Origin of the sequence: Pseudomonas sp. Leaf129, from assembly GCF_001423465.1 — a bacterium.
Lineage (GTDB): Bacteria > Pseudomonadota > Gammaproteobacteria > Pseudomonadales > Pseudomonadaceae > Aquipseudomonas > Aquipseudomonas coleopterorum.
In genome coordinates, this window is sequence record NZ_LMOC01000008.1 from 440,348 (window position 1) to 464,476 (window position 24,129).

Genomic DNA, 24,129 nt, shown 5'->3' on the forward strand with positions numbered 1-24,129 from the left:
GCGACCTGGGATGCGTCGTCAGCGCGGCGTGGCACTGCTGCTGGTGCTGTGGGTGCTGGCATTGCTCAGCGCTCTGCTGGCCGGCCTGGTGGGCTGGGTGCACCTGCAGAACCGCCAGGCGCTGTGGCAACGCCAGCATACCCAGGCGTTGCTGGCCGCCGAAGCGGGTGTGGGCATGGCGGTGGTGGCGCAACTGCAGCGCGATCCGCAACGGCACTGGCTGGCCGACGGGCAAGCCCACGCCTTGAGCTTCAACGGTGCGCAACTCGCGGTCAGCCTGCGCAGCGAGCAAGGCAAGCTGGACCTCAACGCCGGTTCCGCTGAACAGATCGCGCGGCTGTTGCAGGCCGCCGGCGCCAGCGCCGAGCAGGCGCGTCAGCTGGCCCGAGCGCTGGAACAGCGCCGGGGCGAGGGCCACGCACCGTTGCGCATGCTCGAAGAGCTGCGCGCGATACCGGGCATGGACCAGTCGCTGTACCGGCGCGCTGCGCCCTACCTGACCCTGTGGAGCGGCCTGCCGAGCCCCGAACCACGCCTGGCGGCGCCATGGCTGCGCCGCGCACTGGACCTGCCACAGGGCGGGCCGGTGGGCGAAGACGCCGGGCCGATCGTCACGATCCGCAGCCAGGCGACGCTGCCGGGTGGTTACACCACGACGCTGCGCGTCACCCTGTTACTCAACCCATCGAAGGAGGGGGCACGACCTTACCGGGTCCTGCGCTGGCAAGAATGAAGCAACGACTCATACAACGCCTGGCGCCGCTGCAGGCACGCTTGCACAGCCAGTGGCGCGCATCGCCCGCCCCTGGGCTGTGGCGGGCATGGCTGCACGAATTGCGCCAGTCGCTGCCCGCCCGCTGGCGCGATCGGCTGCTGCCGCAGGTGAGCGAGCGCTCGATTCGCTGGCCCTTGTCAGAGCCTCTCGACAGCGCTCCGGGCGAGCGCCTGGTGCTGCTGCTGCCCGCCGACACGGTGATGGCCCAGACCCTGCAATTGCCTTTGGCAGCCATTCGCGACCTGCACAGCGTGGTGGGTTTCGAACTGGACAAGTACACGCCCTTCCCCCGCGAGCGCATGCACTACGTGGCGCGCCTGCAAAGCCGGGGCAAGACCCAGGCGCAGGTGTTGCTGGTGGCCATCGTGCAGGAGCGTCTGACGCAGATGCTGGATCAGTGTCGCGACCGTGGCCTGACGTTCGTGGCCGTGGACGGCCTGGACCGTGCCGGTCAGCCTCTGGGCGTCGACCTGTTGCCGGCGGATCGCCGCCCCCCTCGCTCCGGACATTACCGCCTGACCCGCTACCTGGCGCTGGGGTGCGTGGCTTTGACCCTGGCCTGCATGCTGCTGTGGCTGGACGCCCGCAGCGACCGCCTGGCCAGCATGCAGGACAGCGTGGCCGCCCAGCGCGAGCAGGTGCAGCAAGTGCAGGCGTTGCGTCAGGAGCTGGCCAACACCCAGGGCGCTGCGCGCTATCTGGCGCAGCAGAAAGCCGCAAAGCCGACCCTGACCAGCGTGCTCGTGGACCTGACCGGTTGCCTGGGTGCCGACACCTGGATCGAGCAGTTGGAAATCGCCGAAGACGGCACACTGTCCATCAGCGGGCAGAGCGCCAAAGCCAGCACCTTGATCACCCGGGTCAAGGCCTGCCAGACCCTGGTCGATGCGCGATTCCAGGGCATCATCCAACCCGACGAAAAAACCGCCAAGGAGCGTTTTTCGCTGCGCGCCCAGTTGCGCAAGGAGCCTGCCGATGCGCCGTGAATTCACGCCACGCGAACGCCGCGGCGCCGCCTGGATAGCCCTCGCCGTGCTGCTGTGGCTGGCCTGGTACCTGTTGGTGCAGAGCTGGTTCCTGGACCCCTTGGCCGCAATCGAAGAACAGGCCGATACCTTGCGCCAGCAGCAACAACGCTACGCCGGCGTACTTGCCGAGCGCGATGACCTGCAACAGCGCCTGCAGGCCGCGCGGCGCGACCCGTCCAGCCGCAGCAGCCTGCTGCCGGGCACCGACCCCAGCGCCGTGGCCGCTGATCTGATGCAACGCAGCCTCGACCTGGTCAAGGCCCATGCCGACCAAGGCCCGGGCTGCCAGGTGACCCAGCGCATGCCCATCACCCCGGAGCAGGACACGGCCGAGCCGTACCGCCAGGTCAAGGTCAGCCTCACCCTGGAGTGCGCGCTGGAACCCCTGACCCGGCTGTTGCGGGATCTGGAGTACGGCCAGCCCTTCCTGTTCGTCGACAACCTGAGCGTTCGCCGCACCAGCACGGCGCCCTCGGTCGGCGGCGCGGGGCGTCTGCGCGTACACCTGCTGCTGCGCGGCTATCTGCAACCGGCGCCGGTAACCCTGGCCAAGGAGCCTGCCACATGAAGCTGGGTAGCGTAGGCCTGACCCTGCTGGTGACTGCGGCGGTGCTGATCGGCGTGGCCAGCAGCCTGTTGCTGGGCGCCGGCCGGACCGTCGACTGGCTGCCCGCCAGCCATCCCCATGAACAACCGCCCGCCGCCAAGCCCGTCAGCCTGGCGGCGCTGCCTGAAAACACCTTGGCCCTGACCTGGCAGCAATCGATGTTCAGCCCCGACCGCAAGCCCGATGCGGCCACCGGCAAGAGCCAGGCCACCTCCCTGGCCGGCATCCGCCTGAGCGGCGTGATCATCGACGGTCAGGCCCAGTGGGCGCTGCTGCGCCTGGCCAACCAGCGCACGCTCAAGCTGGCCGTGGGTAGCACGCTGGACAACGGCTGGACGCTGACCAGCGTCACGCCGCAAACCGCCACCTTCCTGCATCAGGGCCAGAGTCAACAGCTGAGCCTTCCCGTGCTACGCCTTCCGCCGCCATCGAAGGCCCCCGCCATCACCCTTCCAAACGTAACCACACCATGAACGATCGCTACCCTGAGCTCTTCCGTCTGCGCAGCCCCTTGCTGTGCCTGGCCACCGCCGTCGCCCTTGCGGGCTGCGCCTCCACCTCCGAGCCTTTCGAAAACGACCCGGCGCTGATGCAGGAAGCATTGAATGGCACCGGTTCGCAACGCACGGCGATGGTCGATCCGCCTGCAGCCACCGCAAGCCCGACGACGCCAGCGGCCACTACTGCAGCGCGCCGTCAGATCACACGAGGCAATCAGACGTTCGTCCGCGGCCCTGCGCCGGCGGCCAATACGCCCAAGGGGACCGCGCAAACCAGTGGCGACATCGTGTTCAACTTCACCGACCAGCCCATCGAGGCGGTGATCAACAGCGTGATGGGCGACCTGCTGCACGAGAACTACAGCATTGCTCAGGGTGTGAAGGGCAACGTCAGCTTTTCCACCTCACAACCGGTGAACAAGCAGCAGGCACTGTCGATTCTGGAGACCCTGCTGTCCTGGACCGACAACGCCATGATTCGCCAGGGCGACCGCTACGTCATCCTGCCGTCGAACCAGGCCGTGGCCGGCAAGCTGGTGCCGCAGATGCCCGTGTCCAAGCCTTCCAGCGGGCTGTCGGCGCGTCTGTTCCCGCTGCGCTATATCTCGGCCACCGAGATGCAGAAACTGCTCAAGCCGTTCGCCCGCGACAACGCCTTCCTGCTGGTAGACCCGGCGCGCAACGTGCTGAGCCTGGCGGGTACCCCGGATGAGCTGGCCAATTACCAGGACACCATCGACACCTTCGATGTGGATTGGCTCAAGGGCATGTCCATCGGCGTCTATGGTCTGCAACGTGCCACCGTGGGCGAGCTGATGCCCGAACTGCAGAAGATGTTCGGCCCCGACAGCGGTATGCCGCTGGCAGGCATGGTGCGTTTCCTGCCCATCGAGCGGACCAATTCAGTGGTGGCGATTTCATCGCAGCCGCAATACCTGAGCGAAGTCGGCGACTGGATTCACACCATCGACGAGGGCGGCGGCAACGAGCCGCAGATGTACGTCTACGACGTGCGCAACATGAAGGCCACGGACCTGGCCAAGTACCTGCGGCAGATCTACGGCAACGGCCAGATCAAGGACGACAGCGCCGCCAAGGTGGCGCCGGGGCTGCGCACGCGCTCGCTGTCGTCACTCAACGGCAACGGCGGCATGGGCGGCACTGCGTCCACCGGCATGGGCGGCATGGGTCAGGGCCAGGGCATGGGCAACGGCAACCTGCAGAGCCAGGTGCAGGACGGCGAGGAGGACAGCGGCGAAGAAGGCATGGACGAAACCACCGACGAAGGTGGTCTGGAAGGGGGCACCGCCGGGGCCGAATCGGGTACGGCCAAGAGCCTGGATGAAAGCACCCGCATCACCGCGCAGAAGAGCAGCAACCAGTTGCTGATCCGCACCCGTCCGGCGCAGTGGGCCGAGATCGAAGCTGCGATCAAGCGCCTGGACAACGCGCCGATGCAGGTGCAGATCGAGACGCGCATCCTGGAAGTCAGCCTCAGCGGCGAGCTGGACCTGGGCGTGCAGTGGTATCTGGGCCGGCTGGCGGGCAACTCCGGCAGCACCACCGTGGCCAACACCGCAGGCAGCCAGGGCGCGCTGGGCGGCGGCGGTGCCGGGCTGGGCGCCGCCGATTCGCTGTTCTACTCGTTCGTCAGCAGTAACCTGCAGTTTGCCTTGCATGCCTTGGAAACCAGCGGCCGTACCCAGGTGCTGTCGGCGCCTTCGCTGGTGGTGATGAACAATCAGCAGGCGCAGATCCAGGTCGGCGACAACATCCCAATCAGCCAGACCACGGTCAATACCAACACCTCGGACACCACCTTGAGCAGTGTGGAATACATCCAGACCGGGGTGATTCTCGACGTGGTGCCGCGGATCAATCCCGGTGGCCTGGTGTACATGGACATCCAGCAGCAGGTCAGCGATGCCGACAACAACGGCAGTGCGGACAGCAATGGCAATCCGCGGATTTCCACGCGCTCGGTGTCCACCCAGGTCGCGGTGCAGAGCGGGCAGACGGTGCTGCTCGGCGGGCTGATCAAGCAGGACAACAGCGATACCGTCTCAGCCGTGCCCTACCTGGGCCGGGTGCCCGGTTTGCGCTGGCTGTTCGGCAACACCAGCAAGAGCAAGAACCGCACGGAGCTGATCGTGCTGATCACGCCCAGGGTCGTCACCAGCAACAGTCAGGCACGCCAGGTGACCGACGACTACCGCCAGCAATTGCAGCTGATCAAACCGCTGTAGCAACACAACCAGGCGGGTGGCAGCCCGGCTGGCGGGCGTGCTGCCACCGCGCTGCAGAATGTGCTGCGCGGCCCTGCGTTTTTGCAATAAAACGCTTCCCTGACGCGAATTTGTGACCGTTTGCAGTACAGCGTTACCGGTAAATTGGATACCCAAGGTCCTGCAGAGCGACCGCATGACAACCGTCTCGCGCCTCCAACCTGCCAACTTTCGGGAGTCCTGTACATGACATCGATGACGCTGCGCGCATTCAAACTGACCGGCCTGGCTTTGCTGGTCGGCGCCTACGGGCAGGCCTGGGCCGAGGACATCACCTTCGTATCCCAGGGCGGCGCCTACCAGGAAGCCCAGAGCAAGGCGATCCTGGAGCCGGCCGCCAAGAAGCTGGGCCTGACCCTCAAACAGGACAGTTCGCCCAAGGCCTACCCGATCATCAAGACTCAGGTGGAAAGCGGCAAGGTCAGCTGGGACGTGGTCGACCTGCCCACCGGCGACTGCCTGCGCGGCGAAGCCGAAGGCCTGTTCGAAAAGCTCGACCCAGCGTTGATCCCCAATGCCGCGCAGCTTCCGGCGGAGCTCAAAGACGACTACACCGTGGGCTACATCAGCTATTCGACCGTGCTGGCCTACCGCACCGATGCCTTCAAGGGCGAAAACGTCCCCAAGACCTGGGCGGATTTCTGGGACACCAAGAAGTTTCCCGGACAACGCTCGCTGCGCAACCTGCCGCGCCCCACCCTCGAAATTGCCCTGATGGCCGACGGTGTGGCGCCCGACAAGCTGTATCCGCTGGACGTGGAGCGCGCCTTCAAGAAACTCGAGGAAATCAAACCGCACATCGCCACCTGGTGGACCTCGGGCGGGCAATCGGCGCAGCTGATCAGCGACGGTGAAGTGGACATGATCCAGGCCTGGAACGGCCGCATCACGGCCGTGCAGGCCGACGGTGCGCCGGTGGCGTTCGACTACAATCAGGGCGTGCTGGAAACCAACTCGCTGTGCGTGCTCAAGGGCACACCGCACAAGGCGGCGGCGATGAAGTTCGTCAACGAGGCCATCGATGCCAAATTGCAGGCAGCGTTGCCGATGATCATCGACTACGGCCCGCTGAACCCGGAAGCCTTCAAGACCGGCACCATTCCCGCCGAGCGCGCGGCCAAGCTGCCGTCTTCGCCGCAGAACATCTCCCGTCAGGCACTGCTGTCGGCCAAGTGGTGGGCGTCCCAGGAAGGGGTTAAGGCTGAAGAGCGCTGGCTCTCCTTTGTGCAGAAGAAGTAGCGGTGCCAGGGCGGGCCTCTTCTCGGGCAGAGGGCTCGCCGCCCGCCCCGCTCCCACAGAATTTTTGTGGGAGCGGGTCTCTGCCCGCGAAGGGGCCAACGCAGTTGCTGCTGTCGCCCGCCCTCAATACGAAACAAACCACTTGCGCGCAGGCCGTTTAAGCCCGCTTCGTTCTTTGGCTTGTCGGTACATTGAACCCTGAGGGTCGCCCTGACCGACCGACAACAAGCTGCTTGCGCTGGTCCACCGGCGCTCGGCCGTGAGGAATCGTTCCATGTCCAACGCCTATCTCGCCAAATCCCTGCCCGACGCCCACCGTGAGCCACCGGCAAGCAATGCCGATGCCCTGGCACGCGAAGAGCGTCGGGAGAACACCTCGATGTTGCTGCTGCTCGCCCCGGCGTTGTTCATGGTGGTGGTGCTGCTGATCCTGCCGATGTGCTGGCTGGCGTTCCAGTCGGTGCAGACCGAAGAAGGCTTCTCGTTGGCCAACTACGCGCGCATCTTCGAAGAACGCATCTACTGGGACACCTTCTACCTGACGTTCAAGATCAGCCTGATCGTGACCCTGTTGTCCATCGTCATGGGCTTTCCCATCGCCTACGCCGCCTCGCGCCTGCATGGCTTCTGGGCCAACCTGATTCTGATCTGCGTGATCCTGCCGTTCTGGACCAGCGTGCTGGTGCGCTCCTACGCCTGGCTGGTGTTGCTGCAACGGCGCGGCGTGGTCAATCAGACGTTGCTGGACCTGGGCATTATCGACCAGCCGTTGAACATGATGCACAACACCACCGGCACGGTGATCGGCACCCTGCACGTGATGCTGCCGTTCATGGTGCTGCCGCTGTATTCGGTGATGAAGAAAATCCCGCAAGACCTGATGCAGGCCTCCGAAAGCCTGGGGGCAAAACCCTTCTACACCTTTCGCCGGGTGTTCCTGCCGATGGCTGCGCCCGGTGTGATGGCCGGTTCCATCCTGGTCTTCGTGATCTGCCTGGGCTTCTTCATCACCCCTGAACTGCTGGGCGGCGGCCGCACCATCCTGGTGTCGATGCTGGTGCAGCGCAACGTCGAGCTCTATCACGCCTGGGGCGCCGCGAGTGCGGTGGGCCTGGTGCTGTTGTTCGTGGTGTTCCTGATCTTCTGGGGCATCAACCGCTTCATCCCCATCGAACGCATCCTGGGAGCACGCTGATGAATACGCTTGCCTACCTGCGCCAGCTCCGCCTGTCGCACGTGCTGTTCACCGTGCTGGTCGCGGCGATTCTGCTGTACCTGATCGTGCCGGTGCTGATCGTGGTGCCGATGTCGTTCTCCGAGGCGCGCTTTCTGCAGTTCCCGCCCAAGGAATGGTCGCTGCGCTGGTATGAAGCCTTCTTCCAGAGCGCCGAGTGGATGTCGGCGGCGCGGGTCAGCCTGATCACCGCGGTGGTGACCACGGCGGTCAGCCTGCCGATCGGCATGGCCGCGGCCTACGCCATCAACAACTCGAGCCTGAAGGTGATTCGCACTCTGCAGATCGTGTTGCTGCTGCCCATGATGGTGCCGATCATCCTGATCGCGGCGGGGGTGTTTTTCGTCTACGCGCGGGTGGGACTGATCAGTTCGCTGACCGGCCTGGTGCTGGCGCACATCATGCTGGCCCTGCCCTACGTGATCATCGCCCTGCTGGCCGGGCTGCGCAATTTCGACATGTCCCAGGAAATGGTCGCGCGCAGCCTGGGCATGAACCGCTTCCGCGCGTTCATGGCAGTGACCCTGCCGCAGATCAAGCCCAGCGTGGTTTCGGCGACCCTGTTCGCGTTCATTACCTCGCTGGATGAAACGGTGGTGGCGCTGTTCATCTCCGGGGGCGACAACCAGACCCTGACCAAGCGCATGTTCACCGCGCTGCGCGACGAGATCGACCCGACGATCGCGGCGATCAGCTCGATCCTGATCCTGGCGTCGCTGATTCTGGTGGTGGTGGCTGGGCGGAACAAGCAGGGGTGACTGTTCGGGCCTCTTCGCGGGCAGAGAGCTCGTCGCCCGCCCCGCTCCCACATGGATCGCTCATGCAATGGAGATCTTCTGTGGGAGCGGGCTCTGCCCGCGAAGAGGCCAGCATTGACACCCCAGCACAGCCTGCCGCCACCCCACCGCAATTCAGCATCCACACCCCGCCGCGTGCCCCATCTCGGCATCGGCCACTGTGCGGACATTTCTACACTAGGTCCATCGTTCGGACTGCAAAGGCACCCTGATCATGTTGAAGCACTCACTGCGTGACCCTTCCCTGCTCGTCGAGCAGGCCTACGCCAACGGCCAGTGGATCAATGCCGATGACGGCGCCACCCTGGCGGTGACCAACCCCGCCGATGGCAGCACCATCGCCCACGTCCCGGCCCTGCAGGGCGCCGAAACCCAACGCGCGATCGCGGCGGCCGAGGCCTGTTTCGCCACTTGGCGCGAAGTGCCGGCGGCCGAGCGCGCCAAGCTTCTGGAAAAGTGGTACCAGCTGATCATGGACAACCAGGAAGACCTGGCGCTGATCATGACTGCCGAACAGGGCAAGCCCCTGACCGAGTCGCGCGGCGAAATCGCCTACGGCGCCAGTTTCGTCAAATGGTTCGCCGAGGAAGCCCGGCGCATCTACGGCGACACCATTCCTTCACCCACCGCCGACCGCCGCATTCTGGTGCTCAAGCAACCGATCGGCGTGGTCGCGGCGATCACCCCGTGGAATTTCCCCAATGCCATGATCACCCGCAAGTGCGCGCCGGCCCTGGCCGCCGGTTGCCCGGTGCTGGTCAAGCCCTCGGAGATGACCCCGCTGTCGGCCCTGGCCCTGGCGGTACTGGCCGAGCGCGCGGGCATTCCGGCCGGGGTGTTCAACGTGCTCACCGGCCTGCCGGCCGGCGTGGGCGGCGAAATGACCAGCAACCCGGCCGTGCGCAAGCTGTCGTTCACCGGCTCCACCCGCGTGGGCCAACTGTTGATGAGCCAGTGCGCCTCGACCATCAAGCGCTTGAGCCTGGAACTGGGCGGCAACGCGCCGTTCATCGTGTTCGACGACGCCGACCTGGACCTGGCCATCGCCGGAGTCATGCAGAGCAAGTTCCGCAACGCCGGGCAGACCTGCGTGTGCGCCAATCGTATCCTGGTGCAGGACGGCATCTATGCCCGTTTCGCCGAACGCCTGAAGGCGGCCGTGGCCGAGCTGAAAGTCGGCGATGGTCTGGCCGAAGGCGTGACCATCGGCCCATTGATCAATGCCGCGGCGGTGGCCAAGGTGGCACGTCACATCGACGATGCGGTGGAAAAAGGCGCTACCGTGGCCATCGGCGGGTTGCCGCAAAACGATGGCCTGTACGTGCAGCCCACGGTGTTGCTGGACGCCAACGCCGACATGCTGCTGGCCGGTGAGGAAACCTTCGGCCCGGTGGCGCCGCTGTTCCGCTTCCATACCGAAGAAGAAGCCCTGGCACTGGCCAACGCCACCCCCTACGGCCTGGGCGCCTACTACTTCACCCAGGACATGCGCCGCGCCTGGCGCGTGGGCGAGCGCCTGGAGTTCGGCATGGTGGGCTTGAACACCGGGATCATTTCCATGGAGGTGGCGCCGTTCGGCGGCATGAAGCAATCGGGCACCGGCCGCGAGGGTTCCAAGTACGGCCTGGATGAATTCCTTGAAGTGAAAGCCTGGCACATCGGCGGGCTGGGTTGAAGGTGGGGGGTCATGGCGGGCCTCATTCGCGGGCAGAGACCCGCTCCCACAGAGTCATGTGCACGTCTTGTGGGAGCGGGTCTCTGCCCGCGAAGAGGCCGGCACTGACACCCTCCCGAAACGACATTCTTGATCTCTTGGAGCACCACAGATGAATTTCACTGAAGGTTTCGAATCGGTCAGCGTCAACCAGGTCAGCAAGCACTACGGCAGCCTCAAGGCGCTGGACAACGTCAACCTCAAGGTCGAAGCCGGCGAGTTCATGTCGTTGCTCGGCCCGTCGGGCTCAGGCAAGACCACTTTGCTGAGCATCCTGGGCGGCTTCATCCGGGTCAGCTCCGGCAACATCCTGTTCGGCGAGCGCAACGTCACCCTGATGCCGCCGCACAAGCGCGAGATCGGCGTGGTGTTTCAGAACTACGCGCTGTTTCCGCACATGACCGTGGGCGAGAACGTGGCCTTCCCGTTGCGCGCCCGCGGCGAAAGCGCGAGCAAGAGCCGCGACCGAGTCAAGCAGGCGCTGGCCACGGTCGAACTGGGCGGCTACGAAGAGCGTTCGATCGCAGCGCTTTCCGGCGGCCAGCGCCAGCGCGTGGCCCTGGCCCGGGCCATCGTCTTCGAGCCCAAACTGATTTTGATGGACGAGCCGCTGTCGGCCCTGGACAAGCAGCTGCGCGAAACCATGCAGATCGAATTGCGCGCCCTGCACAAGCGCCTGGGCGCGACCATGATCTACGTGACCCACGATCAGCGTGAAGCGCTGACCATGAGCGACCGCATCGCCATCATGCGCGGCGGGCAACTGGTCCAGGTCGACACCCCTCGCCGCCTGCACGATCACCCTTCGGACGACTTCGTCGCCAGCTTCATCGGTGAAAGCACCCTGGTGCCGTTGCAACGCGGGGCGGACAACGGCTTGACCCTGGGCGCCACGCCGCTGCGCACCACCCGGCCCGTCCCGGCTTCGGGCGATGTGTTCCTGGCGCTGCAGTCGGAAAAACTGCTGCTGGACAGCGCCAGCGCCGGGCCTGAGTGGAACCGCTTGAGCGGCCGGGTCGCCGACATCGTCTTTCAGGGCGAGAGCCTGAAGGTTTTCGTCGACCTCGACGGCGGTCCGACGGTCAGCCTGCGCCAGCCCAGCCACCACGAAGGCAACCTGAGCCTGCCACCGATCGGCTCGCCGATGCTGATGCGCCTGCACCCCGAAGACACCATCGTAGTGCCCCGCGCCGGGGTTTGAAGTGGATCAGTGCTGGCCTCTTCGCGGGCACAGGGCTCGCCGCCCGCCCCGCTCCCACAAAGACCTGCACAACTGTGGGAGCGGGTCTCTGCCCGCGAAGGGGCCAGCACTGACACCCCACCACCCAAACAACCGAATCTACCGCCCCACCCGTAAAAAACAGGCAAACACCCCACCACAACCCGCAACTTCGGTGCTTGTGATTTGCGCCACTCCTTATCCTGATCACATCACCCGCCACGCTCGGCGCTCACGGAGATCGAGATGAATTCTGCACTGACCGAAAATCAACGCCTGCTTGCCCTGCGCGAACAACACGTTCCCCGTGGCATCGCCACCGCCCACCCCGTAGTCGCCGCGCGCGCTCAGGGCGCCGAGCTGTGGGACGTGGACAACAAGCGCTTTCTGGATTTCGTCGGCGGCATCGGCGTGCTCAACGTCGGCCACAATCATCCGGCCGTGGTCGAGGCGGTGCGTCAGCAGGTGGGCAAGGTGTCCCATGTCAGCTTCCAGGTGGCGGCCTACGAGACCTACATCGACGTGGCGGCACGGCTCAATACCCTGATCGGCGGGGATGAGCACTACAAAACGGTGCTGTTCACGTCCGGCGCCGAAGCGGTGGAAAACGCCATCAAAATCGCCCGCAGCCATACCAACCGGCCGGCGGTGATTTCGTTCCGCGGTGGCTTCCACGGCCGCACCCTTTTGGGCGTGACCCTGACCGGCATGAGCCAGCCCTACAAACAGAACTTCGGCCCGTTCCCGGCGGAGATCTATCACGCCAGTTACCCCAATGCCTACCGCGGCATCAGCAGCGAGGACGCCCTGGCGCAGTTGCACGAACTGTTCGCCAGCGACGTGGCACCGGATCGCGTGGCGGCGATCCTGATCGAGCCGGTACAGGGCGACGGCGGTTTTCTGGCCGCGCCGGTCGAATTCCTCCAGGCGCTGCGCGCGCTGTGCACGCAACATGGCATCGTCCTGATCGCCGATGAGATCCAGGCCGGTTTCGGTCGTACGGGGAAAATGTTCGGCTTCCAGCATGCCGGTATCCAGCCGGATCTGGTCACCGTGGCCAAGTCCCTGGCCGGTGGCATGCCGCTGTCGGGCGTGGTTGGTCGGGCCGAGATGATGGACGCACCGACCCCAGGCGGTTTGGGCGGTACCTATGGGGGTAACGCCGTGGCCTGCGCGGCGGCACTGGCGGTGCTGGACCTGTTCGAACGTGAGGACCTGCTGGCCCAGGGCGAGCAACGCGCGGTGCAATTGCGCGAGGGCCTGCTGGCATTGCAGACACGTTACCCGCGTATTGGTGAAGTGCGTGGCCTGGGCTTCATGCTGGCGATCGAGATGGTCAAGGACGATGCCGCGCACAGCCCGGATGTCGACCTCACCCAACGCGTCATCGACGAAGCGCGCCATGCGGGGCTGCTGGTGATCAAGTGTGGTTTGTACCGCAACGTGGTGCGTTTCCTGGCGCCGCTGGTGACCACCGAGGAGCAGGTGGCAGAGGCCTTGCAGATGCTCGACAAGGCATTGGCAAAAGCCGGGGCCTGACTGTGGGAGCGGGGCGGGCGGCGCGCTCTTCGCGGCCACGGGCCGCTCCTACGCCGGAAAAGCTGTAGAAGTCTGCAGGGAAGCCACTCATACCGTCGCTCGGGAGCCAATCATGAAAGTCACACAGTACAAGGCGCTGGGGTTCTCCTATGCCACCCTGGTCGACCGTGAACGGGGCATTCTCGAAGGCCTGCGACCCCTGTCGGTGCAGAGCCGAACGCCCAGCAGCGACGAGCAACTGCTGGACGCCTATCGCGAGATCGCCCAGGAGCTGGGCCAGGCGGGCGGCAACGCCAGTGCCAGCGCTTTCCACGGCCAGCTGTACCAACGCATGGCGCACCGATTGCATGTGATTCCCGGCTGGGATGAAAGTGTTGCCTTCGGTAGCTCGTCAGCCCATTGGCCGATCTTCGAAGACGTCCCCGGTGCCCTGCAATACCTGAGCAAGTTCTACCGGTTGATACTGATCGCCCCACCCCAGGGTATCGATGTCGGCGCCCTGACCCAACGTTTGCCGGTGGCATTCGATGCGGTCATCGAGCCTTGCAACGACGCCTGGCACAGCAGCCTCGCCAGCGAGCTGCAGCGCCTGGACCTGGAGCGTTCGCAGCTACTGCCGGTGCGCAGTACCGAAACGGATGACCCATGGAACCTGCGTGTGGATTTTCCGGTGTGCACCCTGCACCGCGATCATCGCCAGCCATGGAATCTTTCGCCCCAGGCTCTGGACGGCAAGCGCTGTGAGTACGCCAGCCTTGCGGACCTCGCCCATGCCCATCAAACGGCATTGCACGCCTGAGGCCCACGTTCATGTTCTGACTTGACGAGGTCCACCCCATGGATGCTGCAACGAAACTGGATCGCATCGACATCAATATCCTGGTGCAACTGCAGAAGGACGGGCGCATGACCAACGTCAGCCTTGCCGAAGCGGTGGGCCTGTCACCCAGCCCCTGCCTGCAACGGGTCAAGCGCTTGGAATCGGCGGGCTACATCAGTGGCTACGAAGCGCACGTCAACCTGGCCAAGTTCGCCAGCTCCGTCACGGTGTTCACCGAGGTGACCCTGTCGGACCACAAGCGCGCCGATTTCGTGAAGTTCGAATCCAGCATCCGCAACATCGACGAGGTGCTCGAATGCCATTTGATCAGCGGTGGGTATGACTACCTAGTGCGGTTCCTGTGCAGCAGCATCCAGCACTACCAGGAATTGATGGAGTCGATCCTCGACAAGAACATCGGCATCGACAAGTATTTCAGCTACATCGTCATCAAGAGCCCGGTGCTCAAGAGCGCAGTGCCGTTGCGCAGTCTGGTGCGGGCGGTTTGACAGCCGCACCGCATCCAGCCAGCTCACCGTCTCAACTCAATATGCAAAATACCTTGCGCACCGTCTGCGTGCTGGCCCAGGCATTGGTCGCGCCTGCCGGCACCACCACGACCTCCCCTGCGCTTACCGTGCACGCCTCGCCCTGCTCGGGCGTGAGGGTCACGGCGCCTTCCAGGATGAACATCAGTTCGCTGTAGCCCGGCTGCACCTGCTTGCGCGCATAGGCCTCGCACTGCCACAGACCGATGCGCAGATTGGCCGCGCTGAACAGCGTTTCGCTCCAGGCCTTCGGGGTCGGCGTGAGCAGTACCGTGGCGGCCGGTGGATCGCTGGGCGGCAGTGATTGGGTGAAGTCGATCTTCAGCGGCGCGTTCGGCATGTCGTTGCTCGGCGGCAAACCGGGGAAGGCCATGAACAGGCGGCGCAACTGCCCCCGATGCTGCCAGCGCACCGCCACGCCACGGGGCACCACGAAACAATCGCCGGCCTTCAACCGCAGATCGAAACCCTCGCCTTGCAGGGTCAGCTCGCCAGCTTCCACGATCCCCAACTCGACCCAGGGAAAGTCTTCGATCAAGAGGTTGGCGCCGACACTGGTCGAGGCACCCACCACATAACCGCTGCGCGGATCATGAAAATGCACGGTACGCCCGGCCGCCAGTGGGTCGTCCTGCAAGGCAAAGGCTGCCAAGGGCAATTGGCGGTCCGCAGGAGGTTGTGAGTAATGCAGGATCGGGGGCATAAGGCTCGTCTTGGCAATGAGGTTCGCGGCTCAGCGGCCGATGGCATCCAGCAGTTGTTGCCAACCGGCGGCCAGGCGTACACCGGGCGCGCGGAAGGCATGCAGGGGAATGGGTTTGAAGGTATCGCCCGCCAGCAGCCCCAGTTGCACCGGCTTGCCGGCAGTCATGGCCGCCAGTTGCTTGCCCATGTAGGTGGACATCGCCACACCGCCGCCGTTGTAGCCGATGGCATAGAAGCTGCGCGGGTCCAGCTGACCGGCGTGGGGCAGGTAATCGAGGGTCATGGCCACCAGCCCCGACCAGCGAAACGTCACGGGCTGGTCACGCAGAATCGGGAACACCACGCCCATGCTGCGTTGCAGGGTGGCGAAGGCACTGTCCGAGTCGTTCTTGCCGAACGCACCGCGGCCACCGAAGATCAGCCGGTCGCCAACCACGCGGAACCAGCGCAGCATGCGCTTGGTGTCGCCACAGACCTGACCGCCGGGCATGAGTCTGGCCAGTACATCGGCGGGCAGTGGTGCGGTGGCGATGATGGCGCTACGAAACGGGATCAGTCGTCGATGCAGGGTGTCGGTCGCGGCGCTATGGTCGGAATAGCCATTGGTGGCATACACCACCTGTTTGGCACTGACCCGACCCTGAGGCGTTTGCACGATCACACGGTCAGCCTCTTGGCGAACCTGCAACGCCGGGCTGTTGATGAACATCTTCACGCCCCGTTCGTGCAGGCTGTTGGCCATGCCACGGGCGTAGTTGAGCGGGTGGATGCCGCCCGCCTTCGGCGTCAGCAGCCCACCGTGGAAAATGCTCGATCCGGTCATTTCCCGCACCTGGGCGGCATCGATCATCCGTGACGACTCGCCGCCGGTTTCGCGCTTGATCCACTCGGCGGTGTTGCGCAGCCCGGTCAGGGCGAGCTCGTTGTGGGCCGCGGCGATGTGCCCACCCATGTGCAGTTGGGCGTCTTCGATGCCCAGGCTTTCGACCATTTCCACCAGGCTGTCCACAGCGGCATAGCCGGTGCGGTACATGTGCAACGCCGTGTCACGGTCGAAGCGTTGCATCAGGGTCGCAAAGCCGACCCGAAACTTGGGCGACACCACGCCGCCGTTCCGGCCGCTGGCCCCCCAGGCCAGGGTATTGGCTTCCAGAATCAACGGCTCGCGACCGCTCAGGGCAATGTGATGCGCCGCCGAGAGCCCGGTATAGCCGGCGCCGACGATCACCACGTCGCACTGCCGGTCGCCCTGCAGCGCTTGCAGTGCCGGCCCCGGTCGGGCGGTGGCCGCCCACAAACTCTTCACAGTCATAGCCGGTTTCCACGAGTGGCGGCGCTCCAGATGAGCGCCGCGGTTGTCATCCCAGTTCCTGCTCGACCGCGTCGGCCAGTTGCGCCAGCGAGGTGAAGTGGTAATGCGGCTTGGTGTGCTCGGATTCCAGGGTGCCGCCGCTGCCTTTCTGCGCGTGGCGCCGTTCGATCCAGCAGGTCTGGTAGCCCAGACGCATGGCCACGCCGATGTCGTGGTACTGGCTCTGGGCGACGTGGAGGATCTCTTCGAAGACGATGCCCTGAGTGGCCAGTACGCCACGGGTGTAGGCGAAGAACTGCGGATCGGGCTTCTCGAAGCGCACGTCGTCGACCGTCACCCGGACATCGAAGGGCTCGTCGAGGGTCTTGGCCATGTGGTTCAGGGCCCAGATCTGCGAATTAGTGGTGGCCACCAGCTTGAAGTGCTTGTGCAGACGCTTGAGCGCTTCGACCGAGTCCGGGAAGGCGGGGAAGTTTTCCACGGCCAGGGCCAGGCCGCGGGCATATTCGTCGTTGTCCGGCAGGCCGAGCTTGCCGGCGATCAGGTGGTAGCAGCGCTCCAGGTCGTCCGGCCACCAACCCGAATCAGGCATGGCACGGGCTTCGCGGTAGGCCTTGAGAATGTCGTCGTCGCTGCACGCCTTGCCCGCTTCACCGGCCACTTCGCGCACATGGTTGAGAATGCCGGCTTCGAAATCGATCAGGGTGCCGACAACATCGAACGTCAGGGCTTTGAACTGCTTGAATGACATAGGGCGCTCCGCAGGATGAACCAAGGGAAGATGCTGGGTGTGGTTCAATTATCAGCCGGGTGAATCGCCATATGTTCTGTTTTGTCCTTACCTGAGGGCATAACCTACCGTTTTTCCCGCGATCGCGGCATACCTGGGTTCAGGACGCCTCGGCGATCTTTCCGGCCAGGTCCAGCTGAGGATAAAGCAGGTCGATTCGCGCGATGTCAGCCTGCATCTCTTCGATGATCCACTGGCGCACGCTGTCGACGATCGGCCGGCTCGGACGGTTGGCCGGGGTCACCAGGCAGCAGCGCCGGGCACTGACGGTCACCGCATCGCCCACCGGCAGCAATTGCCCGTTGGCCAGGCAGTGCGACACCACGTTGAGCCAGCCCAGTGCCATGCCCTGACCCAGCAGGGCCGCCTGCACGACCACGGCATAATCGGAAAACACCAAGGCACTGTCGATGCGCCCGCCGTGGTCGAAAGGCGCGGCCCAGGCGCGGTCCTGGTTGTCCATGTGGATCAGCGCCGGGGCTGCGCTCTTGCCCTTGCCGCCCGGCACTGCAGAGCGGTACTGGGGGCTGCACACCGGCAGGGTGATTTCCGGCAGAACCAGGCTGTCTGCGGCTTTGACGCTACCAACGTCGAGGTAGCGCATGCCCAGGTCGACATCCATCAACGGCCCGCCGATGCGCCCGGACATCAGCTGGTAGCGCATGTCCACCGAAGGAAAACGCTCGCTGAAACGGCTCATGCGCGGCATCAGCCAGTGAGTGGTGAACGCGGTGGAAACGGACAGGGTAATGGTTTCCATACCCGTGGCGCGGGCGGAGATTTCGCTGATGGCCGATTCGATGGTGTCGAAGCCTTCCTGGACCCGGCGATAGAGAATGGTCCCGCTTTCAGTGAGCCGCGCGCCGCCACGAACACGCTCGAACAACTGCACCCCGAGATGATCTTCCAGCCGCGAAAGCATGCGGCTGACCGCAGGCTGGCTGACGCACAGCTCGTCGGCCGCCCGGGTAAAACTGCCGCAGCGCGCCGCCGCCTCGAAAACGAACAAGGAGCCGGAGCTGGGCAGTTTTCTGCGAAGATTGGACATGACCTGAGTTTATGCCTGGGAAAACTATTAGTAAATTGCCGTGACACTGAAACCCTTCCTATCCTGACCACCAGCCCGACGCGTCGGCAACACACGCGGTATGCCTGACACACCGCACAAACCCAACCACGTGCGCGGTCCCCATGTAGCAGCGGCGCAAGCCGCGTCGGCAGCACACGCGGTATGCCTGACACACCGCACAACCCCGGACGCGGCTCGCGCCGCTGCTACAGGGGTGGCGCAAGCCGCGTCGGCGACACACGTGGTGCGCCTGACACACCACACAACCCCAGACGCGTGCGCGGTCCCTGTAGCAGCGGCGCAAGCCGCGTCGGCGGCACACACGGTATGCCTGACACACCGTACAACCCCGGACGCGGCTCGCGCGGCTGCTACGGGTACGCAGGGGCATCGGCTTTTTTCATCACGGGTGGAGAGCGACTTTTGGACAACGCGTTGAAGTTCTATATAGACGGTCGCTGGGTCGAGCCCTCGGGCGCGCGGCGCCTGGCGGTGATCAACCCGGCCACCGAGCAGGCCTTTGCCGAAATCGCCTTGGGTGAGCAGGCTGATGTCGATGCAGCCGTTGCGGCGGCGCGGCGGGCCTTTGCCGAGTTTGCCTTTACCACTCCAGCCGAGCGCAAGGCGCTGCTCGAACGGATTCTCGAGTCCTTCATGGCCCGCTACGACGACATCGCCGCCGCCATCATGCAGGAAGTCGGCGCGCCGCAGGCCCTGGCCCATGACTGGCAGGCCGGCATCGGCAAGCGGCACCTTGAGCAGATGCTGCGCACTTTGGACAGCTTCGAGTTTCGCAAGAGCCGCGGCACCACGCTGATCAACCAGGAACCCGTGGGCGTGGTGGCCCTGATCACCCCCTGGAACTGGCCAATCAACCAGATCGCCTGCAAGGTGGCACCCGCCCTGGCCGCCGGCTGCACCCTGGTCCTCAAGCCCAGCGAAATCGCGCCGATCAACGCACTCATTTTCGCTGAAGTGATGCACGACGCCGGGGTGCCCGCGGGTGTGTTCAACCTGATCAATGGCGACGGCCCCACCGTGGGTGCCGCCATGGCGTGTCACCCTGATGTGGACATGGTCTCGTTCACCGGCTCGACCCGGGCCGGCGTGGAAGTGGCGCGCCTGGCCGCGCCGACGGTCAAGCGCGTGCATCAGGAACTGGGCGGCAAGTCAGCGAACATCCTGCTCGACGATGTGGACCTGCAGGCGGCCGTGACGGCGGGGGTCAACGGCTGTTTCGGCAACAGCGGCCAGTCCTGCAATGCACCGACACGCATGCTGGTGCCCGCTGCGCTGCACGATCAGGCCGTGGCCATCGCTCGCCAGGCGGCATCGACCCATCGAGTCGGCGCGCCCGACGATCCTTCGACAACCCTGGGCCCGGTCATCAGTGAGCGGCAATACCGGGCGATCCAGCGGATGATCGCCATCGGCATCGACGAAGGCGCGCAGTTGGTGTGTGGCGGCCTGGGCCGGCCAGCCGGTCTGGGCACTGGCTACTACGTGCAGCCGACGATCTTCGCCGGGGTTGATGCGCAGATGACCATTGCCCGCGAAGAGATCTTCGGCCCGGTGCTGGTGATCCAGCCGTATACCGATGAACAGGACGCGGTGCGCATGGCCAACGACAGCGTGTTCGGGTTGGCGGCGTACGTACAGTCAGCGAGCCTGGAGCGCGCTCGCCAGGTGGCCTTGCAGATGCGCGCCGGGAGTGTCTACATCAACTACCCCAGCTGGGACCCTGCGGCGCCGTTCGGGGGCTACAAGCAGTCCGGCAATGGCCGCGAATATGCCGAGTGGGGGCTGGAAGCGTTTCTGGAGGTGAAGGGTATCGTCGGCTGGGGGATCTGAAACACCGCGGCGTCCTTTTCGCGGCCACGGACCGCTCCTACGGTTCATTGCAAGCCAACTGTAGGAGCGGTCATCGGCCGCGAATCAGGCACCGCAAGCTATCTGAAGAAATGCAGCGTCACCCCGCCTTGATCAGATCGGCGATGCGCTCGGCGATCATGATGGTCGGCACGTTGGTGTTGGCGCACGGAATCGCCGGCATCAGCGACGCATCGCACACCCGCAATCCCGTCACGCCGATCACCCGCCCATCGTTCAAGGTCACGGCTTGGGGATCGTCCGCCCGGCCCATGCGGCAGGTGCCGGACGGGTGCCAGGTGCCACCCACGTTGGCTCGCACGAATTCGCTCAATGCTCGATCATCAGCCAACAGCTTGTCCAAGGTTACCCCTTGGGTCACCAGGCCACGCACCACCCATCCGCGCAAGGGGCCGGCAATGTCCAGCAGCAGGCTCAACACCCCGCGCTGCAAGGCATTGAAGCGCCCCGGCATGGCCACCTTGGCCACCCTTGGCGAATAGCTCGATGGAAACACCACGGAGCGCAAAGGGTCCAGGCCCGGTGCCGACAACGTCTCGGCGCCCATGCGCAGGGCCTGCTTCAAACGCTGCAGGTCGCGTGCTTCGGACAGCATCGAAAAACGAACATCCGGTTCCTGCAACGGATCCAGCGACGTCACCTGCACCCGCCCGCGCGAGTAGGATTTATTCACCCAGAAGAACATCGTGCCTAGGCGATAACCCACCGAATGCCAACCGGAACGCGAGAGGATCGCCCCGTGCATGTCACCCGGCACAGTGCCCGGCAGCCCGGATGAAAAACGCACTATCGCCTGTTCGTGATGTTCGTCGACGTGCGGCGTGCGTCCTTGTGTCGTCAACAGCGCCGACACGGCGATCGACGGATGCTCCATCAGATTGCCGCCCACGCCTGGCCGGTCGGCCACCAGCGGCACGCCAAGGTCCAGCAGTTGGTCCAGCGGTCCAACCCCGCTGCGGATCAACAGCGCCGGGCTGTGGATCGCCCCGGCACAGACGATCACCTCTGCAGCGTGCAGCTCTTCGACCGCGCCAGCCCGATCCAGCACGCGCGCGCCGACGGCCTGCGTGCCCCTGAACAACACACGGTCCACCACACACTCGGTACGCAGCGTCAGGTTGGGCCGCGCACGAACCTCGTCGGTGAGGTAGCACACCGACACCGGAATCCGTTCACCCTGCTCGCTCACCCCGATCGCGCCGACGTAGACGCCGTCCTGCCACTCTCCGTTCTGGTCCGCCCGAGTGGGCAAGCCACGGGACGCCAACACCCCCATGACCCCCTTGACGAAGGGCGACAGGAACGCCGGTGCCGTACGCTGGATGCGCACCGGCCCGGCATCACCGTGCAGGGGTCCGGTGAAATCACAGTCGCTTTCCAGTTTGCGAAAGTACGGCAGGCAGCTGTCCCAGCTCCAGCCCTCGGCGCCCAGCCGTCCCCACTCATCGTAGTCGTCCGGCGCACCGCGGTTGGTCATCAGCGCGTTGATCGCCGAGCCGCCTCCGAGCAGGCGCGCCTGCTCGTAGCGACGACTGCCCTGGGCGGCCATGCGCGCGGTCAGGCGCTGCCAGATGTTGCGTACATCCAGATAGGCACGACCGGGGTATCGGCTGGCAATGGCCGCAGGCATCTTGCCCGGTGCAATGTCACGCCCCGCTTCCACCAGGCACACGCGCTTGTTCGGGTCTTCGGACAGCCGCGCGGCCAGCACGCAGCCCGCGCTGCCACCGCCGAGAATCAGATAGTCGATCACGCTTGCGGCCGCCTTACTGGACGAATTTCAACCAACGGTCCTTGGCGGCAATGCCTTCGGCCGACGACCACCACTCTTCGGACATCAGCGCCTGCTTGGCGGCGTTTTCCGGCGAGCTGGGCAGCTCCTTGCCCCGTTCGGCACTGAGCTTGCCGGTGGCGAAGGCAGCCGGGTTGCCTGGTCCGTAGTCGATGTACTTGGGCAGGTCGGCCTGCAGCTCGGGCGACACAGCGGTGTCGACGAACTTGACCGCCTGGGCCAGGTTCGGCGCGTTCTTGAGAATGCACAGCTGGGTGTTCTGCAGGATGCCGTCGTTGTAGGTGAAGTCGACATCGGCGTTATCTTTCTTCACCGCACCCACGCGGCCGTTCCAGATCATCAGCATGTCCACTTCACCGTCATTGAGCAGTTGCGCCGACTGCCCGCCCGAACTCCACCACACAGCGATGTCCGGCTTGATCTGGGCCAGGCGCTTGTAGGCGCGGTCGACGTCCAGCGGGTAGAGCTTGTCGCGCGGCACACCGTCGGAGATCAGCGCCGCTTCCAGGGTGCCCATGGGGTCGTTGCGCAAGGCGCGGGTGCCGGGGAAGTCCTTGACGTTCCAGAAGTCGGCCCAGCTCTGCGGCACCTTCTTCAGGGTCTTGGTGTTGTAGCCCAGGACCGAGGAATAGAACTCATAGGCCACCGAATACGGCGTGCGATAGGCTTCGGGCATGCCCTTGACGTTGGGCATCCTGGCCAGGTCCAGCGGTTCGATCAGGCCTTCGCGGCCGCCGCGGAGGCAGTTCGAAGGTGGGGTGTCGATCACGTCCCACACCGGCTTGCCGGTTTCGCCCTGGGCCTTGACCATGGGCCAGGCGTCCGGAACGCTGTCCTGCTTGATGGTGATACCCAGCAGTTTGGCGGCCGGGTCGAGGATGGCCTTGGTTTGCGCTTCCTGGTAGACGCCACCTTGGGAGACGAAGGTAATCTGCTCGGCCTGAGCGGTCGTTGCGCACGCCATGGCCACGTACAACAGGGATAGAACAGCACCGAAAGACAAGGTTTTCATGGCAAATCATCCTGTGGGTAGATTAATTCGGCAGCGGCAAAAACCTCGACGGGTAACCCATGTTTGCACCGGTTCTGTATTTTTGTTCGACCGAGCGGGATCGCTGGAAGGTACAAGACGAAAACCCAGGACGACAATGCACCATTAGTCAGTATCACCATGATTTCAGGTTATGGAGTCCAACCCCAGCACACCCCCTGTAGCAGCGGCGCAAGCCGCGTCACCAACGCCGCAGTAAACCTGACCCACCGCATACAGGCCGGACGCGGCTCGCGCCGCTGCTACGGGACGCAGGTGCCAGTCAGCCGTGTTCCACCATGGCGAACGGCAATCGTTGGCCAAGCGCCTCGCGCAGGTAATGCACGAAGGCGACGATGCGCTGGGGCGTGTGACGCCGTTGCTGGTACACCGCGTACACGTCGGCCTGCGGCGCCTGATGGTCGGTCAGCAGCGCCTGCAACCGGCCACTCTCCAGATGCGCCTGCACATCCCAGCGCGAGCGCAGGATCACACCGTGACCGTCCAGCGCCCAGCCCAGCGCCACCTCGCCGTCATTGCTCGACAGCGTCCCAGTGACCTTGTGCGCATAGTCGCGGCCGTCCTTGTGAAAGCGCCAGATGGCGTAATCGCTGCCAAACTGGCGCAGCACGATGCAATTGTGCGCCGCCAGATCGGCCACCTGGGTCGGTGCAGGCATGTTCTCAAGGTATCCGGGCGCCGCGCACAGCACCCGCGGATTCTCCAGCAGACGGATGGCGATGAGCCGTGAATCGGGCGGCTCGCCCATGAACACACCCAGGTCGAACTGATCGTCGAGCAGACTCATCGGCTGGCTGCTCAGCTCCAGGGAAACCTCCAATTCAGGGTGCAGGCGCGCAAATGCCGAGACCACCCGGGCTAGGTGCCTGCGGCCAAAGCCCAGGGTGGCATTGATCCGCAACCGGCCATGCAGCGTCGGCTGACGCGTACCCAGCGCACTTTCCAGTTCATCGAGCTGGCGCAGAATCGGCCGCCCGCCCTCCAGGTACAGCTCGCCTTCGGGGGTCAGCGACAAGCGTCGCGTCGTGCGTTGCAGCAATTGCACGCCCAGGCGCTGTTCCAGCTGGCTCAGACGCTTGCTCACCGCCGGCAGTGAAAGACCCAAGTGGCGCGCGACGTCAGTCAGGCTGGCGCGAGTCGTCACCTGCTGGAAGAAGCTCAGGTCATCGATCATGCTCATGGATTGTTTACCTGAATCTAAGAATGGCTTAACCG

Annotated in this window: 21 protein-coding genes; 14 read left to right on the plus strand and 7 right to left on the minus strand. The window is 64.8% G+C overall.

What is annotated here, in order from left to right; all coding sequences use genetic code 11:
- The first annotated feature begins 10 nt into the window (after positions 1-10).
- The 13 genes from ASF66_RS16055 to ASF66_RS16115 all read left to right on the plus strand — a co-directional run bounded on the left by ASF66_RS16055 (position 11) and on the right by ASF66_RS16115 (position 14,266).
- Positions 11-733: a type II secretion system protein GspK gene (locus tag ASF66_RS16055; RefSeq protein ID WP_056844538.1), complete on the plus strand. Its 723-nt coding sequence runs from the start codon at positions 11-13 to the stop codon at positions 731-733.
- Positions 730-1,761: a type II secretion system protein GspL gene (locus tag ASF66_RS16060; protein ID WP_056844539.1), complete on the plus strand. Its 1,032-nt coding sequence runs from the start codon at positions 730-732 to the stop codon at positions 1,759-1,761. Before ASF66_RS16055 ends, ASF66_RS16060 begins: the two co-directional genes overlap by 4 nt.
- Positions 1,751-2,371 (plus strand): type II secretion system protein GspM, encoded by a 621-nt coding sequence (gene gspM, locus ASF66_RS16065; RefSeq protein WP_056844540.1) that lies wholly within the window; start codon positions 1,751-1,753, stop codon positions 2,369-2,371. Before ASF66_RS16060 ends, gspM begins: the two co-directional genes overlap by 11 nt.
- Entirely contained in the window at positions 2,368-2,883 is a 516-nt protein-coding gene (locus tag ASF66_RS16070; protein ID WP_056844541.1) for a DNA utilization family protein, read from the plus strand. Before gspM ends, ASF66_RS16070 begins: the two co-directional genes overlap by 4 nt.
- On the plus strand, positions 2,880-5,156 hold the full coding sequence (gene gspD / locus ASF66_RS16075; RefSeq protein ID WP_056844542.1) for a type II secretion system secretin GspD: 2,277 nt from the start codon (positions 2,880-2,882) through the stop codon (positions 5,154-5,156). Before ASF66_RS16070 ends, gspD begins: the two co-directional genes overlap by 4 nt.
- A gap of 225 nt (positions 5,157-5,381) precedes the next feature.
- Complete coding sequence (locus tag ASF66_RS16080; protein WP_082484695.1) at positions 5,382-6,434, plus strand: ABC transporter substrate-binding protein; 1,053 nt, start codon at positions 5,382-5,384, stop codon at positions 6,432-6,434.
- A 274-nt stretch (positions 6,435-6,708) separates the two neighbouring features.
- Positions 6,709-7,629, plus strand: a complete 921-nt coding sequence (locus tag ASF66_RS16085; protein WP_049861595.1) for an ABC transporter permease — start codon at positions 6,709-6,711, stop codon at positions 7,627-7,629.
- The gene (locus ASF66_RS16090) at positions 7,629-8,426 is read left to right on the plus strand and encodes an ABC transporter permease (protein ID WP_049861594.1); all 798 of its coding nucleotides are present in this window, start codon (positions 7,629-7,631) and stop codon (positions 8,424-8,426) included. The genes ASF66_RS16085 and ASF66_RS16090 overlap by 1 nt, the downstream gene beginning before the upstream one ends.
- A 253-nt stretch (positions 8,427-8,679) precedes the next feature.
- Positions 8,680-10,140 (plus strand): NAD-dependent succinate-semialdehyde dehydrogenase, encoded by a 1,461-nt coding sequence (locus ASF66_RS16095; RefSeq protein WP_056844543.1) that lies wholly within the window; start codon positions 8,680-8,682, stop codon positions 10,138-10,140.
- Positions 10,141-10,291: 151 nt separating this feature from the next.
- Positions 10,292-11,380, plus strand: a complete 1,089-nt coding sequence (locus ASF66_RS16100; RefSeq protein WP_056844544.1) for an ABC transporter ATP-binding protein — start codon at positions 10,292-10,294, stop codon at positions 11,378-11,380.
- Positions 11,381-11,644: 264 nt separating this feature from the next.
- Entirely contained in the window at positions 11,645-12,937 is a 1,293-nt protein-coding gene (gene gabT, locus ASF66_RS16105; RefSeq protein ID WP_056844545.1) for a 4-aminobutyrate--2-oxoglutarate transaminase, read from the plus strand.
- Between the two features lie 112 nt (positions 12,938-13,049).
- Entirely contained in the window at positions 13,050-13,736 is a 687-nt protein-coding gene (locus ASF66_RS16110) for a hypothetical protein (protein ID WP_056844546.1), read from the plus strand.
- A 38-nt stretch (positions 13,737-13,774) separates the two neighbouring features.
- The gene (locus ASF66_RS16115; RefSeq protein ID WP_043191751.1) at positions 13,775-14,266 is read left to right on the plus strand and encodes an Lrp/AsnC family transcriptional regulator; all 492 of its coding nucleotides are present in this window, start codon (positions 13,775-13,777) and stop codon (positions 14,264-14,266) included.
- Positions 14,267-14,297: 31 nt separating this feature from the next.
- Here the strand turns inward: ASF66_RS16115 and ASF66_RS16120 are convergent, their stop codons facing one another.
- The 4 genes from ASF66_RS16120 to ASF66_RS16135 form a co-directional block, all read right to left on the minus strand.
- Complete coding sequence (locus tag ASF66_RS16120; protein ID WP_056844547.1) at positions 14,298-15,008, minus strand: cupin domain-containing protein; 711 nt, start codon at positions 15,006-15,008, stop codon at positions 14,298-14,300.
- A 30-nt stretch (positions 15,009-15,038) separates the two neighbouring features.
- Positions 15,039-16,322 carry an NAD(P)/FAD-dependent oxidoreductase gene (locus tag ASF66_RS16125; RefSeq protein WP_056844548.1) on the minus strand — a complete coding sequence of 428 codons (1,284 nt, stop codon included), beginning with the start codon at positions 16,320-16,322 and terminating at the stop codon, positions 15,039-15,041.
- A gap of 46 nt (positions 16,323-16,368) precedes the next feature.
- The gene (locus tag ASF66_RS16130) at positions 16,369-17,073 is read right to left on the minus strand and encodes an HAD-IA family hydrolase (RefSeq protein WP_049861587.1); all 705 of its coding nucleotides are present in this window, start codon (positions 17,071-17,073) and stop codon (positions 16,369-16,371) included.
- A 139-nt stretch (positions 17,074-17,212) separates the two neighbouring features.
- Positions 17,213-18,160, minus strand: a complete 948-nt coding sequence (locus tag ASF66_RS16135; protein ID WP_056844549.1) for a LysR family transcriptional regulator — start codon at positions 18,158-18,160, stop codon at positions 17,213-17,215.
- Positions 18,161-18,604: 444 nt separating this feature from the next.
- Here ASF66_RS16135 and ASF66_RS16140 point away from each other — a divergent pair, with 444 nt between their 5' ends.
- A complete protein-coding gene (locus ASF66_RS16140; protein WP_056844550.1) occupies positions 18,605-20,032 on the plus strand; it encodes an aldehyde dehydrogenase family protein in 1,428 nt (475 codons plus the stop codon).
- A 118-nt stretch (positions 20,033-20,150) separates the two neighbouring features.
- On the opposite strand, the gene ASF66_RS16145 is transcribed toward ASF66_RS16140, so the two are convergent.
- The 3 genes from ASF66_RS16145 to ASF66_RS16155 all read right to left on the minus strand — a co-directional run bounded on the left by ASF66_RS16145 (position 20,151) and on the right by ASF66_RS16155 (position 24,094).
- Complete coding sequence (locus tag ASF66_RS16145) at positions 20,151-21,824, minus strand: GMC family oxidoreductase (RefSeq protein ID WP_056844551.1); 1,674 nt, start codon at positions 21,822-21,824, stop codon at positions 20,151-20,153.
- Positions 21,825-21,837: 13 nt separating this feature from the next.
- A complete protein-coding gene (locus ASF66_RS16150; RefSeq protein ID WP_056844552.1) occupies positions 21,838-22,875 on the minus strand; it encodes an ABC transporter substrate-binding protein in 1,038 nt (345 codons plus the stop codon).
- A gap of 301 nt (positions 22,876-23,176) precedes the next feature.
- Positions 23,177-24,094, minus strand: coding sequence for a LysR substrate-binding domain-containing protein (locus ASF66_RS16155; protein ID WP_056844553.1), 918 nt, complete (start codon positions 24,092-24,094; stop codon positions 23,177-23,179).
- Positions 24,095-24,129: the final 35 nt, after the last annotated feature.